Source organism: Parafannyhessea sp. (assembly GCF_051876455.1).
Classification (GTDB): domain Bacteria; phylum Actinomycetota; class Coriobacteriia; order Coriobacteriales; family Atopobiaceae; genus Parafannyhessea.
Genome location: NZ_JBJEHW010000206.1, coordinates 20,537 through 33,610, shown reverse-complemented (window position 1 = coordinate 33,610; position 13,074 = coordinate 20,537). Strand labels below are relative to the sequence as shown.

12 protein-coding genes and 1 pseudogene are annotated in these 13,074 nt (G+C 66.9%); 9 read left to right on the top strand and 4 right to left on the bottom strand.

The genetic code is table 11. The features are described from left to right. The 5 genes and pseudogenes from ACI38Z_RS08915 to ACI38Z_RS08895 all read left to right on the top strand — a co-directional run. Window positions 1-969, top strand: a pseudogene (locus ACI38Z_RS08915) (ATP-dependent zinc metalloprotease FtsH); the annotation flags it as partial. Continuing rightward, window positions 969-2,150 carry a pyridoxal phosphate-dependent aminotransferase gene (locus ACI38Z_RS08910; RefSeq protein WP_439789848.1) on the top strand — a complete coding sequence of 394 codons (1,182 nt, stop codon included), beginning with the start codon at window positions 969-971 and terminating at the stop codon, window positions 2,148-2,150. The pseudogene ACI38Z_RS08915 and the gene ACI38Z_RS08910, both read left to right, overlap by 1 nt. 73 nt (window positions 2,151-2,223) lie before the next feature. Continuing rightward, window positions 2,224-2,709 (top strand): hypothetical protein, encoded by a 486-nt coding sequence (locus ACI38Z_RS08905; protein ID WP_439789847.1) that lies wholly within the window; start codon window positions 2,224-2,226, stop codon window positions 2,707-2,709. 313 nt (window positions 2,710-3,022) lie between these two features. Further along, a complete protein-coding gene (locus ACI38Z_RS08900) occupies window positions 3,023-4,237 on the top strand; it encodes an ATP-binding protein (protein ID WP_439789846.1) in 1,215 nt (404 codons plus the stop codon). A gap of 133 nt (window positions 4,238-4,370) precedes the next feature. Next, on the top strand, window positions 4,371-5,177 hold the full coding sequence (locus tag ACI38Z_RS08895) for a phosphatase (RefSeq protein ID WP_439789845.1): 807 nt from the start codon (window positions 4,371-4,373) through the stop codon (window positions 5,175-5,177). On the opposite strand, the gene ACI38Z_RS08890 is transcribed toward ACI38Z_RS08895, so the two are convergent. Both ACI38Z_RS08890 and ACI38Z_RS08885 read right to left on the bottom strand, forming a co-directional pair. Further along, the gene (locus ACI38Z_RS08890) at window positions 5,172-5,969 is read right to left on the bottom strand and encodes an exodeoxyribonuclease III (protein ID WP_439789844.1); all 798 of its coding nucleotides are present in this window, start codon (window positions 5,967-5,969) and stop codon (window positions 5,172-5,174) included. The two genes, ACI38Z_RS08895 and ACI38Z_RS08890, sit on opposite strands and share 6 nt — an antisense overlap. 74 nt (window positions 5,970-6,043) lie before the next feature. After that, window positions 6,044-6,967: a patatin-like phospholipase family protein gene (locus ACI38Z_RS08885; protein WP_439789843.1), complete on the bottom strand. Its 924-nt coding sequence runs from the start codon at window positions 6,965-6,967 to the stop codon at window positions 6,044-6,046. A 123-nt stretch (window positions 6,968-7,090) separates the two neighbouring features. Here ACI38Z_RS08885 and ACI38Z_RS08880 point away from each other — a divergent pair, with 123 nt between their 5' ends. The 3 genes from ACI38Z_RS08880 (at window position 7,091) to ACI38Z_RS08870 (ending at window position 9,921) form a co-directional block, all read left to right on the top strand. Next, complete coding sequence (locus tag ACI38Z_RS08880) at window positions 7,091-7,834, top strand: NAD-dependent protein deacylase (protein WP_439789842.1); 744 nt, start codon at window positions 7,091-7,093, stop codon at window positions 7,832-7,834. Window positions 7,835-7,921: 87 nt separating this feature from the next. Next, on the top strand, window positions 7,922-9,355 hold the full coding sequence (gene folP / locus ACI38Z_RS08875; RefSeq protein ID WP_439789841.1) for a dihydropteroate synthase: 1,434 nt from the start codon (window positions 7,922-7,924) through the stop codon (window positions 9,353-9,355). Continuing rightward, window positions 9,346-9,921: a hypothetical protein gene (locus tag ACI38Z_RS08870; protein WP_439789840.1), complete on the top strand. Its 576-nt coding sequence runs from the start codon at window positions 9,346-9,348 to the stop codon at window positions 9,919-9,921. The genes folP and ACI38Z_RS08870 overlap by 10 nt, the downstream gene beginning before the upstream one ends. Before the next feature lie 653 nt (window positions 9,922-10,574). Here the strand turns inward: ACI38Z_RS08870 and ACI38Z_RS08865 are convergent. After that, the gene (locus ACI38Z_RS08865) at window positions 10,575-11,387 is read right to left on the bottom strand and encodes a type III pantothenate kinase (protein WP_439789839.1); all 813 of its coding nucleotides are present in this window, start codon (window positions 11,385-11,387) and stop codon (window positions 10,575-10,577) included. Window positions 11,388-11,596: 209 nt separating this feature from the next. Between ACI38Z_RS08865 and rpmE the strand changes: the two genes are divergently transcribed. After that, window positions 11,597-12,052 (top strand): 50S ribosomal protein L31, encoded by a 456-nt coding sequence (gene rpmE / locus ACI38Z_RS08860; RefSeq protein WP_439789838.1) that lies wholly within the window; start codon window positions 11,597-11,599, stop codon window positions 12,050-12,052. A gap of 164 nt (window positions 12,053-12,216) precedes the next feature. Here the strand turns inward: rpmE and ACI38Z_RS08855 are convergent, their stop codons facing one another. Beyond that, window positions 12,217-13,068: a hypothetical protein gene (locus ACI38Z_RS08855; protein ID WP_439789837.1), complete on the bottom strand. Its 852-nt coding sequence runs from the start codon at window positions 13,066-13,068 to the stop codon at window positions 12,217-12,219. Between the last annotated feature and the right edge of the window lie 6 nt (window positions 13,069-13,074).

The following is a 13,074-nucleotide window of genomic DNA, read 5'->3' as shown; positions in this document are numbered from 1 at the left end:
GGCCGCTTTGACCGTCAGATCACCGTGGACCGCCCCGACGTTAAGGGCCGCCAGAAGATCCTGACCGTGCACTCCAAGAACAAGCCGCTCGCCACGGAGGTGGACCTGTCCCGCATCGCCAAGCTCACGCCGGGCTTCACGGGCGCGGACCTCGCCAACCTCATGAACGAGTCCGCGCTCCTGGCCGCGCGCCGACACAAGGACCTCATCGGCATGGCCGAGGTGGAGGAGTCCATGGAGCGCGTCATCGCCGGGCCCGAGAAGAAGGGCCGCGTGATGAGCGAGAAGGAGCGCAACACGATCGCGTTCCACGAGAGCGGACACGCGCTGGTGGGCCACATCCTCGAGAACAGCGACCCCGTGCACAAGATCAGCATCATCAGCCGCGGGCGCGCGCTGGGCTACACCATGCAGCTGCCTGAGGAGGACCACTTCCTCGAGACGCGCGACGGCATGCTCGACCAGATCGCGGTGCTCCTGGGCGGCCGCACGGCCGAGGAGCTCTTCTGCGACGACATCACCACGGGCGCGAGCAACGACCTCGAGCGCGCCACCAAGATCGCGCGCTCCATGGTGACCGTCTACGGCATGAGCGACGAGCTGGGCGCGCAGGTCTTCAGCGAGCCGCAGCACGAGGTCTTCCTCGGCCGCGACTACACCAACCACCACGACCTGTCCGCCGAGACCTCCAAGCGCATCGACGACGAGGTCGAGCGCATCATGCGCGAGGCGCACCAGCGCGCCCACGACGTGCTCTCCGCCCGCGACGGCCAGATGCGCACCATGGCGCGCGTGCTGCTGGCCCGCGAGACGGTCGAGGGCGACGCCGTGAACGCGCTCCTGGACAACAAGTGGGACGAGTACGTGGCAAAGCACCCCGAGGAGGCCGAGGACGTCGCGACGCCCGCGGCTCAGGACGAGGCCGCCGTGGAGGCGGCCGAGAAGGGCGAGACGAGCGAGGAGCAGTAATGGACATCAACGAGAAGAGCTACGCCTTTGGCGCGGCGAAGTCATCCATCCGAGAGATCGCGGCCTACGGCTCCGCGCGCAAGGCCCAGATCGGTGCCGAGAACGTGTTCGACTTCTCGCTCGGCAACCCGTCCGTGCCCGCGCCGGACGCCGTGCGCAAGTCCATCCTCAAGAACGCGGAGCTGCCTCCCGCGCAGCTGCACGGCTACACGCCCGCCTCGGGCCTGCCCGCCGCGCGCGAGGCCGTGGCCAACTCGCTCAACCGCCGCTTTGGCACCAGCTACGGCGCTGGCGACCTCTACCTCACCTGCGGCGCGGCGGCGGCCATCTCCATCACGCTCAACGCGATCGTGAACCCCGGCGACGAGGTCATCGTGATCGCGCCGTACTTCCCGGAGTACCGCGTCTGGATCGAGACGGCAGGCGCCACCTGCGTGGAGGTCATGGCTGACGCCAAGACGTTCCAGATCGACACGGAGGCCGTGGCCAAGGCCATCACGCCCAAGACCAAGGCCGTCATGATCGACTCGCCCAACAACCCCGTGGGCGCCGTCTACACCAGGCAGACGCTCGAGGCGCTGGCCCAGGTCCTTACGGCCCGCGGCGAGGAGCTTGGGCACGACATCTTCCTCATCTCGGACGAGCCGTACCGTGAGATCACCTATGGCGCGGACGTGCCCTGGGTGCCCAGCCTGTACGACCGCACGATCGTGTGCTACTCGTACTCCAAGTCGCTCAGCCTTCCCGGCGAGCGCATCGGCTGGGTGCTGGTGCCCAACACCAACCCCCGGCACGACGAGCTCGTGTACGCCGTGGCGGGCGCGGGCCGCAAGCTCGGCTTCGTGTGCGCGCCGGCGCTCTTCCAGCGCGTGCTGATCGACTGCGTGGACGAGCCCACCAACGTCGAGGCCTACGCGACCAACCGCAAGGCGCTCACGGAGGGGCTGAGCCGCCTCGGCTTCGAGTACATCGAGCCCGACGGCGCGTTCTACCTGTGGGTCAAGTCGCTCGAGCCCGACGCGGAGGCGTTCTTCAACAAGGCCAAGGCGCTCGAGATCCTGCCCGTGCCCTCCAACAGCTTTGGCTGCACGGGCTGGGTGCGCCTGGGCTACTGCGTGAGCCTCGACACCATCCAGAACTCCATGCCGGCATGGGAGAGGCTGCGCAACCAGTACAAGTAACGACGACAGGCAGCGACGAACGGTGACGGCCGCGCGGCAGGGATGCCCGCGGCCGTTGCGGAAGGACGGGAACATGGGTCTGGGCAAGGGCAAGAGGGACCAGCGCGCAAGGCGCCCGCGCAAGCGCACGTGTGCGGACTGCCGCTTCATGACCGAGCGCACGGGCTTCCTCACCACGCACATGGAGTGCCTCGAGTCCAGCGCCCACGGCAGGCGCGTGCGCGAGGGCGACCCCGCCTGCCCCAACTTCCAGCCCAAGATGGTCAAGCCCGGCCTCAGCCTCGTGCGCGACCTGACGGCCCCCACGCGCCGCGCCGCACGCGAGCTCACGCGCACGGGCGAGAAGGACGCGCGCCCCGCGGCAGCGCCCGCGCCTGAGGCGCAGCACGCGGCGCCGGTCGCCGATGCGTCCAACGCTGCGTCCGACGATCCCGAGCTCGCCGCGCTCGAGGCGCGGGCCAAGGCGGCGGAGGCCCGCGCGCAGGCCGCCGAGGCCGAGGCGGCCCTGGCAGAGGCCCGTGCCCGCGCCGCCAGGCGCCAGGGCGGGGCCGAATCCTAGTCGGGAACCTCTGCCGGCGGAGTTGATTGCCGCTGCGTGTACAAAACCGACGTGCTTTTTCAGAACTGCCACAATCAACTCCCCGCGGATCCGCTTTGACGGGTAATCGTCGTGTGCCACGGATACTTCGTAGCCCCTTCCTCTGCGTTATCTGCCGACGGTGGCTGGAGCCATCCCGGGTCGTCCGCCTTGGGTGGGCTTGAGCAGGCGGCCTTACGAGCCAACGTTACCGTGTAAAATCTGGAGTTCAACTCCAGATTTTACAAAACAGCTGGTAATCGGTACTATATAGGTAGGTGACGGGAGGTATCGAATGTATATTGAACGCGAAATCGAGCAGATGTTGCGCTCGTACCTCAAGCAGTTCAAATGCGTTCTCGTGACGGGCGCCAGGCAGACGGGCAAGACGACTCTCCTCAAGCACGTCTTGGGAGATACGTACGACTACGTGACGCTTGATGATGTGAACGAGCTGAACAACGCGATAGAAGACCCCGGTACCTTCCTGACCGAATCCTCGCTCCCCGTGATAATTGATGAGGTGCAGCTTGCCCCAAATCTCTTTCGTCAGGTGAAGTTCATCGTCGACGCAGGAGATGAATATGGGGGAGTGGTTCTCACGGGGTCGCAGACCTACAACCTCATGCAGGGTGTGAGTGAGTCGCTGGCGGGTCGTGTAGGCATATTGAGGCTTGATGGGCTTTCGTTGCGGGAGATTGCGGGCAACTTGAAGTCAGAGCCTTATATCCCGAGGCAGCTCGCCAGGCGAGAGGTGCGCGCGGCGCCCGAGGACTTCGACCTGTGGGGTCATATACAGCGTGGGTCCATGCCGAGGCTCCAGGATGCGGATATCGACTGGTACGCCTTCTACAGCAGCTATGCGTCCACGTATCTAGAGCGAGACGTTCGACAGCTCGTCAACGTCAGGGACCAGCGAAAGTTCTTCAACTTCATGGTGGCCGCCGCCGCGCGTACGGGGCAACTGCTCAACGTGAGCGACATAGCCGATGCGGTTGACGCGGATGCCAAGACCGTGAGGGGCTGGCTATCCGTCCTTGAGGCGAGTGGAATAGTTGTTATCTTGCAGCCTTTCTGGGCAAACGCCAACAAGAGACTCACCAAGACCCCGAAGCTTTACTTCATGGACACCGGTCTTGCCTGTTACCTTACGGGGTGGAACACCGCCGAGCAGCTGCGGCGCGGTGCCATGTCGGGCCGCATGTTCGAGACCTTCGTCGTGTCCGAGGTGCTCAAGAGCTACGCTAATGCGGGGAGGGACACGCGCGATGTGTTCTTCTATCGCGATGCTCGCAAGAGGGAGATCGACCTGGTCATAAAGGATGGCAACACCCTGCATCCCATCGAGATCAAGGCGGGCGCCAACGTGCGCAGGGATGCAATCAAGAACTTTTCGGCACTCGACGAGCTTTCAGGTTACGAGGTTGGCTTCGGCAACGTGATCTGTCAGACGGAGACGCCCTACATGCTGGGCGAAAAGGTCCAGGCAGTTCCCGTGTGGGCAATCTGACGGCTCCCTGGGAAGCGGGGCCCAGCTCCCGGACTTCCCACGGTCACCCAATGGGCGCACCAACTGGGACGGTGCTAGGATTGGCGCAAGATGCGACCGGAAACTCGTAGCAAGGGGGAACAAGATGCTGCACATGGCCTGTGACGTGCACACGCACACGATCTTCTCGCGCCACGCCTACTCCACGATCGAGGAGAACGTCCGTGCCGCGGCGGAGCTGCGCGTGGAGCTGCTGGGCTCGACGGACCACTTCAGCTGCATGCTATACCCCGAGCGCAACGGCGCCTTTGACGTGCGCGACTTCCAGTACCTGTACAACCTGTCCGCCTGGCCGCGCGTGTGGTGCGGCGTGCGGCTGCTGCGCGGCGTCGAGGCTGACATCGTGGACCTGGACGGTCGCCTGTTTGGCTGGGACAGCCCGATAACGGACGAGATAAACGGCCATCCGCTGACTGCGCCCACCACGCTCAAGGAGCGGGTCTTTGGCAAGATCGACTATGCCATCGCGAGCATCCACGACGACTCGTTTGCCGAGGGCGCGAGCCTCGCGCAGACGACTGCCTGCTACGTGCACGCGCTCGAGGATCCCAAGGTGCTGATCCTGGGGCACACGGGCCGCTCCGGCGTGCCGTTCGACGTGGACGAGGTGCTCACCGTCGCAAAGGAGAAGGGCAAGCTGATCGAGATAAACGAGGCCACGCTCGCGCGGCACCGCGAGGCCGTGGGCCAGTGCCAGAAGATCGCGGAGCGCTGTGCCGAGATGGGCGTCATGATATCCACGGGGACGGACGCCCACATCTCGCAGTCCGTGGGCAGGGTCGACCACGTCCGCGCGATGCTCGAGGGCATCCACTTTCCGCAGAAGCTCGTGGCCACGCGCGACGCCCAGACGTTCCTGGGCGTGCTCGAGCGCGCCGTCGGCAGGCCGCAGGGGCTATAGCTCGATCGTGAGGCCCACGGGGCAGTGGTCCGAGCCCATCACGTCGCTCATGATCCTGGTGTCGCGCACGTGGTCGTAGGCGCGGTCACTCACCAGGAAGTAGTCGATGCGCCAGCCGGCGTTCCGGGCGCGGGCGCGCATGCGGTAGCTCCACCAGCTGTACGCGCCCTCGAGCGTGGGGTTCTGCGCGCGGAACGTGTCCGTGAAGCCGGCGTCGAGCAGCCTGCCAAAGCTCTCGCGCTCCTCGTCCGAGAAGCCCGCGTTCTGGTGGTTGGTGTCCGGGTTCTTGAGGTCGATCTCCTCGTGCGCCACGTTGAAGTCGCCGCAGGTCACGACCGGCTTCTGCTGGTCGAGCTCGCGCAGGAAGTCGCGGAAGCGCTCGTCCCACTGCATGCGCTCGTCCAGGCGCGCCAGCCCCTGCTTGGAGTTGGGCGTGTACACGTCCACGAACCAGAACGAGGGGAACTCGAGCGCGCACACGCGGCCCTCGTCGTCGGCCACGGGGCTGCCGATCTTGCGGATGACGCTCAGGGGCGCCTCGCGCGAGAAGACCGCGGTGCCGGAGTAGCCCTTTCGCTCGGCGTAGCTCCACGTCTGCGTGTAGCCGGGGAGGTCGAGCTCGACCTGGCCCTCCTGCAGCTTGGTCTCCTGCAGGGCAAACACGTCAGCATCCAGCTGCGCAAACACGTCCTGGAAGCTCGGCTCCTTCTTCATGACGGCGCGCAGGCCGTTCACGTTCCACGACACGAGCGAAAGCTCGCGGCCCTCGCCGGCGGTCTCTGCGTTGGGCATGCGTTCTTCTCCCTTGGGTAGTTGCTCTCTTGCTCTTGTCTGCGTCCGGCTTGCGGCGGGCGTGACGCGGGCGGCTAGGCCTCCGCGTCGGCCTTCCAGTCGGGGTCTCCAAACAGGAACTCCTTGTAGGAGGGCATGTCGCGCAGCGCCTGGGCGTGGCCCAGCGCGTACGCCGTCTTGAGTGCCGTGCGGTCCGTGGTCGTGCTGGTCACGGGCATCATGTCGGGGCGCACGACCATGCAGCGGCCCTCGCGCTCCATCTGGGCGATGCGGTCGAGCTCCGCGTTGTAGCGCTCCCAGCGGTTGAGCAGCTCGTGCTTGAGGTACGGGTGGCTGCGCGCCAGCGTCGCGATCACCTTGCGCTCGCGCTCCGTGGGCGGCTCCTTGCGGTAGCCTGCCGGGCGCGTTGCCACCAGGAAGAACTTCTTGTAGCCAGCGCGCTCCGCCATGCCCACGGGCAGCCCCGCGCCCTCCGCGATGCCGCCGTCCAGGTACGTGACGCCGTTGATGGGCTCCGGCTTCATGAGCAGCGGCAGCGTGGAGCTCGCGCGCACGCGCATCATGAGCTCGTGCGGCGTGGGCATGTCCTCGCGCGTGAAGATGCGCGTGCGGCCGGTCTCGAGCTCGAAGGCCTCCACGGAGACGCGGGCGGGGTTCGCCTGGAACGTGTCCCAGTCAAAGGGGAGGGTTCCGTCCTCCACGCAGCCCTCGTACAGGTAGTCCGCGTCAAAGTAGCGCTTGCCGTGCAGCAGCGGGCTCAGCCCGGCGGCGGGACGCTTGCCGTTCTTGAGGCCCAGGAAGGCGCGGCGCACGCGGTCCTGGTCGCGGCTCACGTAGTCCACGGCGTGGCTGGCGCCAGCGGAGATGCCGCACACAAAGTCGAAGTGGATGCCCTCCTCCAGGAGGGCGTTCGCGATGCCGCCCGTGTAGGCGGCGCGGTATCCGCCGCCCTCGAAGCAGAGCGCGCAGTCGAGCACGTTGTTGGTGAGTGGTGCCATGTGTCCCGCCTTACATAGTTTGCATGTGCTAACAACCTTACCCATTTGTCGGCCGGCTAGACCACGCGCCCCGTGCCCCGACACCAAAGTGCTACCGTAAAGGTGACCTTGGAGGAGGCTGGCATGAGCAAGACGATCACGAATCCGTCGGAGGCAGCCCAGGAGCTCAGGGGGCTCTTCGACGCGTCCAAACACGCGGTGTTCTTTGGAGGGGCGGGCGTCTCGACGGCAAGCGGAATCCCGGACTTCCGAAGCGAGAACGGCCTGTACAACCAGCACTTCTCGTCCAAGTACTCCCCGGAGGAGCTGCTGAGCCACCACCTGTGGCGCGAGGACCCCGAGGCCTTCTACGACTTCTACCGCAAGATGATGTGCGCGCCGGAGGCCAAGCCCAACCAGGCGCACCTCAAGCTCGCCGAGCTCGAGCGCGAGGGCAAGCTCGACGCCGTGGTGACCCAGAACATCGACGGTCTGCACCAGGCGGCCGGCTCCAAGAACGTGATCGAGCTCCACGGCTCCACGCACCGCAACTACTGCGTCAGGTGCGGCGCGGAGTACTCGGAGGAGTGGATGCTCCAGACCACGGGCGTGCCGCACTGTCCCAAGTGCGGCGGCGTCGTGAAGCCCGACGTGGTCCTGTACGAGGAGCCGTTGGACGAGAAGAACATAACCAACGCGATCGAGGCCATCAGCCGGGCCGACCTCCTGGTCATTGGCGGCACGTCGCTTGTGGTGTACCCCGCGGCCGGGCTCATCCAGTACTTCTCGGGCGACCACCTCGTGATCGTGAACCTGCAGCCCACGGGGCAGGACTCCGCGGCGGACGTGGTTTGTGCCTGTGACATCGCAAAGGCGTTCGACTGGTAGGTTGCAAGCGGCTACAATCTTTTAGAACACTCCGGGGCACCCGCCGTGGCGCGGCTGCCCCTTGACCCATCTGGAAGGTGCGCTCCCATGCTTCGTGAGGACTACTCCATCTGGCGTTGCGGCCGGCACGAGATCTCGCTGGCTCGCCCGCGCGTCATGGGCATCCTGAACGTCACCCCGGACTCCTTCAGCGACGGTGGGGACAACATCGACCCCGCCAAGGCCGTCGAGCGCGCACTGCAGATGATGGACGAGGGTGCGGACATTATTGACGTGGGCGGCGAGTCCACCCGCCCCGGCCACAAGCCCGTCTCCCCGGAGGAGGAGGCCCACCGCATCGTGCCGGTGATCCGCGGCATCCTGGCCAAGGCGCCCACGGCCATCATATCGGTCGACACGCGCCACGCCGCCGTCGCCAAGGTGTGCATGCGCCTGGGCGTCTCCATCCTGAACGACGTCACGGGCTTCACGGACCCGGCCATGGTGCAGGTCGCCGCGGAGAGCGACTGCGGCTGCATCGTGATGCACTGGAACAAGCTGGCCGGCACGAGCAGCAGGCGCATGGTGCAGCTCGACACGGAGCGGCCCCTGCGCAACAGGCGCCCCATCCCCACGAGCACGAGGCGCTTCACCCTGCCCGAGACCGCGCCCATCATGCGCGAGATCATGGGCTTCCTGGGCGACCAGGCGCGCCTGCTCATGCGCGCCGGCGTGGACCACGACCGCATCTGCATCGACCCCGGCCCCGGCTTCGACAAGACCTACGACCAGGACGTCGTGATCCAGCGCGAGACCCGCAAGCTCGTGAGCATGGGCTACCCGGTGCTGAACGCCGTCTCGCGCAAGCGCTTCGTGGGCGCCGTGTCCGGCGTGGAGGAGCCCAAGGACCGCGACTTCGCCACGGCGGGCATCGCGCTCGCGGCGGTGGAGAGCGGCGCGCGCGTGCTGCGCGTGCACGACGTTGCCGGCGTGACGCAGGCGCTCAACACGTACTGGTCCGTCACCAAGAACGACCCGCGCCAGGGCTTCGTCTCCATCGGCTCCAACGTGGGCGACCGCCTGGCCAACCTCTCGCAGGCCGTCCGCCTCATGAACCAGATTCCCATGACCTGCGTGGTCCAGGCGAGCCACGCCTACGAGACCGAGCCCGCCTACGGCATCGAGACCAACGTGGTGAACGCCGTGGTGGAGATTAGGACCGAGCTCGCGCCCATCGTCCTTATCGACGAGCTGCTTGACATCGAGCGCCAGCTCAAGCGCGTGCGCGACCCGCGCCTGGCGGGCCACGGCCCCCGCACCATCGACTGCGACCTCTGCTTCATCGAGGACGAGCAGCACGCGGGCCCCAAGCTCACGCTGCCGCACCCGCACCTGGGCGAGCGCGACTACGTGCTCGTGCCCATGGAGGACCTCATGCACGACCCGGTGCGCTACCTCATGCACGCCGGCGTGCCCGTGTACGCGCCGGAAGACCGCGTGGGCCACGTGGTGGCCGAGGCAGGCGAGCTGGATTGGCAGTAGCGAAGGACGCGGGCGAGCCCCTGGCGCGCGCGACCGTGCGCCCGGACGTCCCCATGCAGATGTACACCTGCCTTCCGCAGGTGCTTGCCCTGGGCCTGGCAAAGTCGCTGGGTCAGAGGGGCGTGGACGACGTGCGCGTGAGCTGGCCGGCCTCCGTGAGCGTGGGCGGCGAGCCCGCGCTGAGGGTGGACGTCCGCGCCGGCTACGACGAGGGCATGTACGCGGCCTGCGAGGTCGCGGCGCTTGAGGGTGCCGCCGGGCTTCCCGAGCTGGCGGACGAGGCCATGCTTGCGGCCGCGCTCGAGGACGCCGCCGGCGCGTGGGAGACGTCGCTGCGTGCGGCGCACGTGGTGGCCGGTCCCCTGGCTCCGCTGCTGGAGGAGTACTTCGACCTCCTGGACTGCGCAAACCGCGAGGTGGAGGTCGTCTATCCCAACGGGCGCGTCGCGACGCGCGGCGTGCTGGCCGGGATGGACGTGTGGGGCCGCGCCGCGGTGCGCTGCGCCTCCGGCCGCGAGCTCAACATCTCGCCCGAGCAGGCGAGCATCCGTCCCGCCCGCGGGTAGCGACGCCTGTGGCAGGGCTGCCGGGCGGTTGTGCCAAGTTTTTTTCGGCGGTCGTGCACGTTGGGTGGGCTTGAGTGTACTTTAGGCGCTGTCCGAAGGCCCCAGCCGGATGGCGAACCAATCTCAGCCCCCTTCAAGTGGACAACGCAGGGGGTTGAGTGTGGTTTTGCGCCTCGCGAAATCCGTGCGAAGTCCAATTAGATAAAAAAGTGAATGGAAAAGTACCCTCAAACCCCTCTTGGTTGCAAGGTGGCCAGAAATTCTGGTCAGTGGGCGCCGAGGAGCCAGCCGGACGGATCGCTTGTCCGGCGAAATGGGCGGCTTGCGGCCGGCGGAGTAAGCTCGTAAGACGGGTCTTCCGAACTTTTTGAAGCCGTCACGTAATCGGTGGGGGCTTGTGCATGATTTGGTGACGTACCAACGGGGCGCCGACCCTGGTCGCGAATGAAGAGTCATGCACAAGCCGCCTTGGCGTGTCAACGAATCGGGGGTTGTGCATGACTTCCGGCTCCAAAGGGCACGCCACGCATCGCTTTCATGAGGGATTGAGCTTCGCAATCATGCACAAACCCCTCTGGGCTACGAGGGAGCCGGAAATTTTGGCGGCAGGTACCACTGGTACCACTTGGAAGGTACCGGCTGGCCTGTGTGGCCTACCCGTTGATGTCGCGCTGCCTGCGTGCGGCGCGCTTCTGGTTGCGGTGGCGCCAGATGAGCTGGATGCCGCGGACGGTGAGGTCTGGGTCGATCACGTCGAACACGTCCGTGGCGCCTGCCACGACGTCCGCGAAGCCGCCCGTGCCCACCACGGTTGCCTCGGGCGCCCCGATTTCGCGCCTGATGCGGCTGACCAGCCCCTCCGCCTGCGCGGCAGCGCCAATCACGATGCCGGACTGCACCGCGGTCTCCGTCGTGTCGCCCAGGGCGTGCGGCGGCACCACGAGCGGCACGCTCGACAGCTTGGCCGCGCGCGAGAAGAGCGCCCTCGCGGACGAGAGCACGCCGGGCATGATGGCGCCGCCGCGGAAGGCCCCGCGGGCGTCCACCACGTCGATGTTGGTCGCGGTGCCAAAGTCCACCACGATCACGGGCGCGCCGTAGCGCTCGCGCGCGGCCACGGCGTTCGCGATGCGGTCCGCGCCCACCTGGTGCGGGTCGGGCATGTCGATGGGGATCCCGCAGTCGCGCGTGGCGTCAACCAGCAGCACGTCCTCCGCCATGAGCAGGTGCGACATCATGTACTGCCACTCCTGCGACAGGATGGGCACGACGCTCGCGATGGCGACGTCCGTCACGCTGGCGAGGTCGAGCCCGAACATGCTGAAGTAGCCAAACAGGCGGGCGTGCAGCTCGTCGGCCGTGTCCGTGTGGTCCGTCGCCATGCGCCACTGGCGCTGCAGGGCGCCGTCGGCGTCAAACAGGCCGAGCGTGGTCTGGGTGTTTCCTACGTCTACGGTCAGGAGCATGGCGACCTTCCAGGTGATGTCGGGGTCAAACGATGTCTCAGGGCCTAAGTCTACCCACCCGCGGCCGCGGGCTGCGCCACAACCGCCATTTCTTCTCCACAACGCGAGAGGCAAGAATCTGCTACACTCCTAGAGCTTGACGCCCTGAATGGAAACCAGGGCTACCATCCTCGCCTGGTCGGAAACCAGGCCAAACAAAGGAGTCCCTTATGAAGCAAGGCATCCATCCTAAGTACGTGGAGTGCACCGTCCGTTGCACCTGCGGCAACACCTGGGTCACCCGTTCCACCAAGAGCGAGATGACCATCGACCTCTGCGACAAGTGCCACCCGTTCTACACCGGCCAGCAGAAGCTCGTCGACACCGGCGGCCGCGTCCAGCGCTTCGCCAACAAGTTCGGTGGCGCCGCTGCCGCCCAGCTCAAGAAGGCCGAGGAGGCCAAGGCCGCCAAGGCTGCGAAGGCTGCCGAGCAGGCTGCCGCCAAGAAGGCCGCCAAGGAGGCCAAGGCTGCCGAGAAGGCCAAGCGTGCCGCCGAGTACGCCAAGAAGGCCGAGGCTGAGGCTGCCAAGCAGGCCGCCAAGGCCGCTGCCGAGGCCGAGGCCGCCGCGGAGACCGTCGAGGCCGCCGCTGACGCCGCCGACGCGGAGGCGCCCGCTGCCGAGTAGGCCCGCGGACGTGACGCGCCAGCCGCGCATCGCACCATAGCAAGCAGAGGGGGAGGTCGACTTCGGTCGGCCTCCCCCTTGCGTTTGCGCAATCGTCTCGCGGCGCGGCAGGCGCACGCGGGCGAGAAGAACGGCCCCCTTCGCCCACGCGTGGCCCGTTCCCGCTACACCAGCCTGAGGTGTGGGCGAGGGGAGTCGTCCCTCTCGCCCTCTGCCTCCCTTGCGACCGCCTTGGCCTCGCGGATGAGGTCGACGCCCTCCTCGAGGTAGCTCATGTCGTCCTCGCGCGCGGCCGCCTCGGCCTCGGTCTCGTGACGGTAGGTGCACTGGCACTCGTCGAGCACGATGCGCAGGGCCTTGTTGCGCCGGGCCGTCGCGCGGAGGTCGGCGTAGTTTCCGGCTGCCTTGGCCTCGGCCTCGATCCTTTGGGCCTCCTGCGTGGACACGCCCAGGAGCGACGGCAGCTCCTCGTAGTCCACGTGGACCAGGCGGCGCTGCGCAAACGCGTCGAGCGCGGCGGACTCCTCGGCCGTGGCCTGGGCCTCGCGGTCAAACATGTCGCTCAGCTCCTGCTCGTCGGCGGCCGTGCGTTCGAGCAGCTCCTCCAGCGTGTGACCGTCATCGCGCAGGCGCTGCAGGAACTCCGCGCGCAGGTTGTGCCGGGCGCGCGCGACCTCGGCCTTGGTGACCGACTGCTCCAGGCGGCTCGCGAGCTCGCGCACGCAGAGCGTCGGCAGCTCGTTGCGGGCGGCCTTTGCGTTGGAGTCTGCCACAAAGCTGCGCATCATCAGGCGCAGCTCGTCGACGCTGTCCATGTCAAAGTTGCGCTTGACCCAGGCGGGGTCGCCCAGGTCCTCCTTGGTGCCGCCCCGCGCCTGGCAGGCGAGCTCGAGGGCAAACTCCACGTCCTGCCTCGTGGTGTAGGGGATGGTGATCGTGACGCTCACGGGCTCGTACGAGCTCAGCGTGTAGAAAGGCTTGCCGTCCACCAAAAACGGCTTGGGCCTCTGTGGCATGCACTT

Bases quoted from the DNA above. Each gene is read 5' to 3' on its own strand.
- ACI38Z_RS08905 (WP_439789847.1), top strand. From the start codon at position 2,224: ATGGGTCTGGGCAAGGGCAAGAGGGACCAGCGCGCAAGGCGCCCGCGC.
- ACI38Z_RS08880 (WP_439789842.1), top strand. From the start codon at position 7,091: ATGAGCAAGACGATCACGAATCCGTCGGAGGCAGCCCAGGAGCTCAGG.
- ACI38Z_RS08900 (WP_439789846.1), top strand. From the start codon at position 3,023: ATGTATATTGAACGCGAAATCGAGCAGATGTTGCGCTCGTACCTCAAG.
- ACI38Z_RS08885 (WP_439789843.1), bottom strand. From the start codon at position 6,967: ATGGCACCACTCACCAACAACGTGCTCGACTGCGCGCTCTGCTTCGAG.
- ACI38Z_RS08895 (WP_439789845.1), top strand. From the start codon at position 4,371: ATGGCCTGTGACGTGCACACGCACACGATCTTCTCGCGCCACGCCTAC.
- folP (WP_439789841.1), top strand. From the start codon at position 7,922: ATGCTTCGTGAGGACTACTCCATCTGGCGTTGCGGCCGGCACGAGATC.
- ACI38Z_RS08855 (WP_439789837.1), bottom strand. From the start codon at position 13,068: ATGCCACAGAGGCCCAAGCCGTTTTTGGTGGACGGCAAGCCTTTCTAC.
- ACI38Z_RS08910 (WP_439789848.1), top strand. From the start codon at position 969: ATGGACATCAACGAGAAGAGCTACGCCTTTGGCGCGGCGAAGTCATCC.
- ACI38Z_RS08865 (WP_439789839.1), bottom strand. From the start codon at position 11,387: ATGCTCCTGACCGTAGACGTAGGAAACACCCAGACCACGCTCGGCCTG.
- ACI38Z_RS08890 (WP_439789844.1), bottom strand. From the start codon at position 5,969: ATGCCCAACGCAGAGACCGCCGGCGAGGGCCGCGAGCTTTCGCTCGTG.
- rpmE (WP_439789838.1), top strand. From the start codon at position 11,597: ATGAAGCAAGGCATCCATCCTAAGTACGTGGAGTGCACCGTCCGTTGC.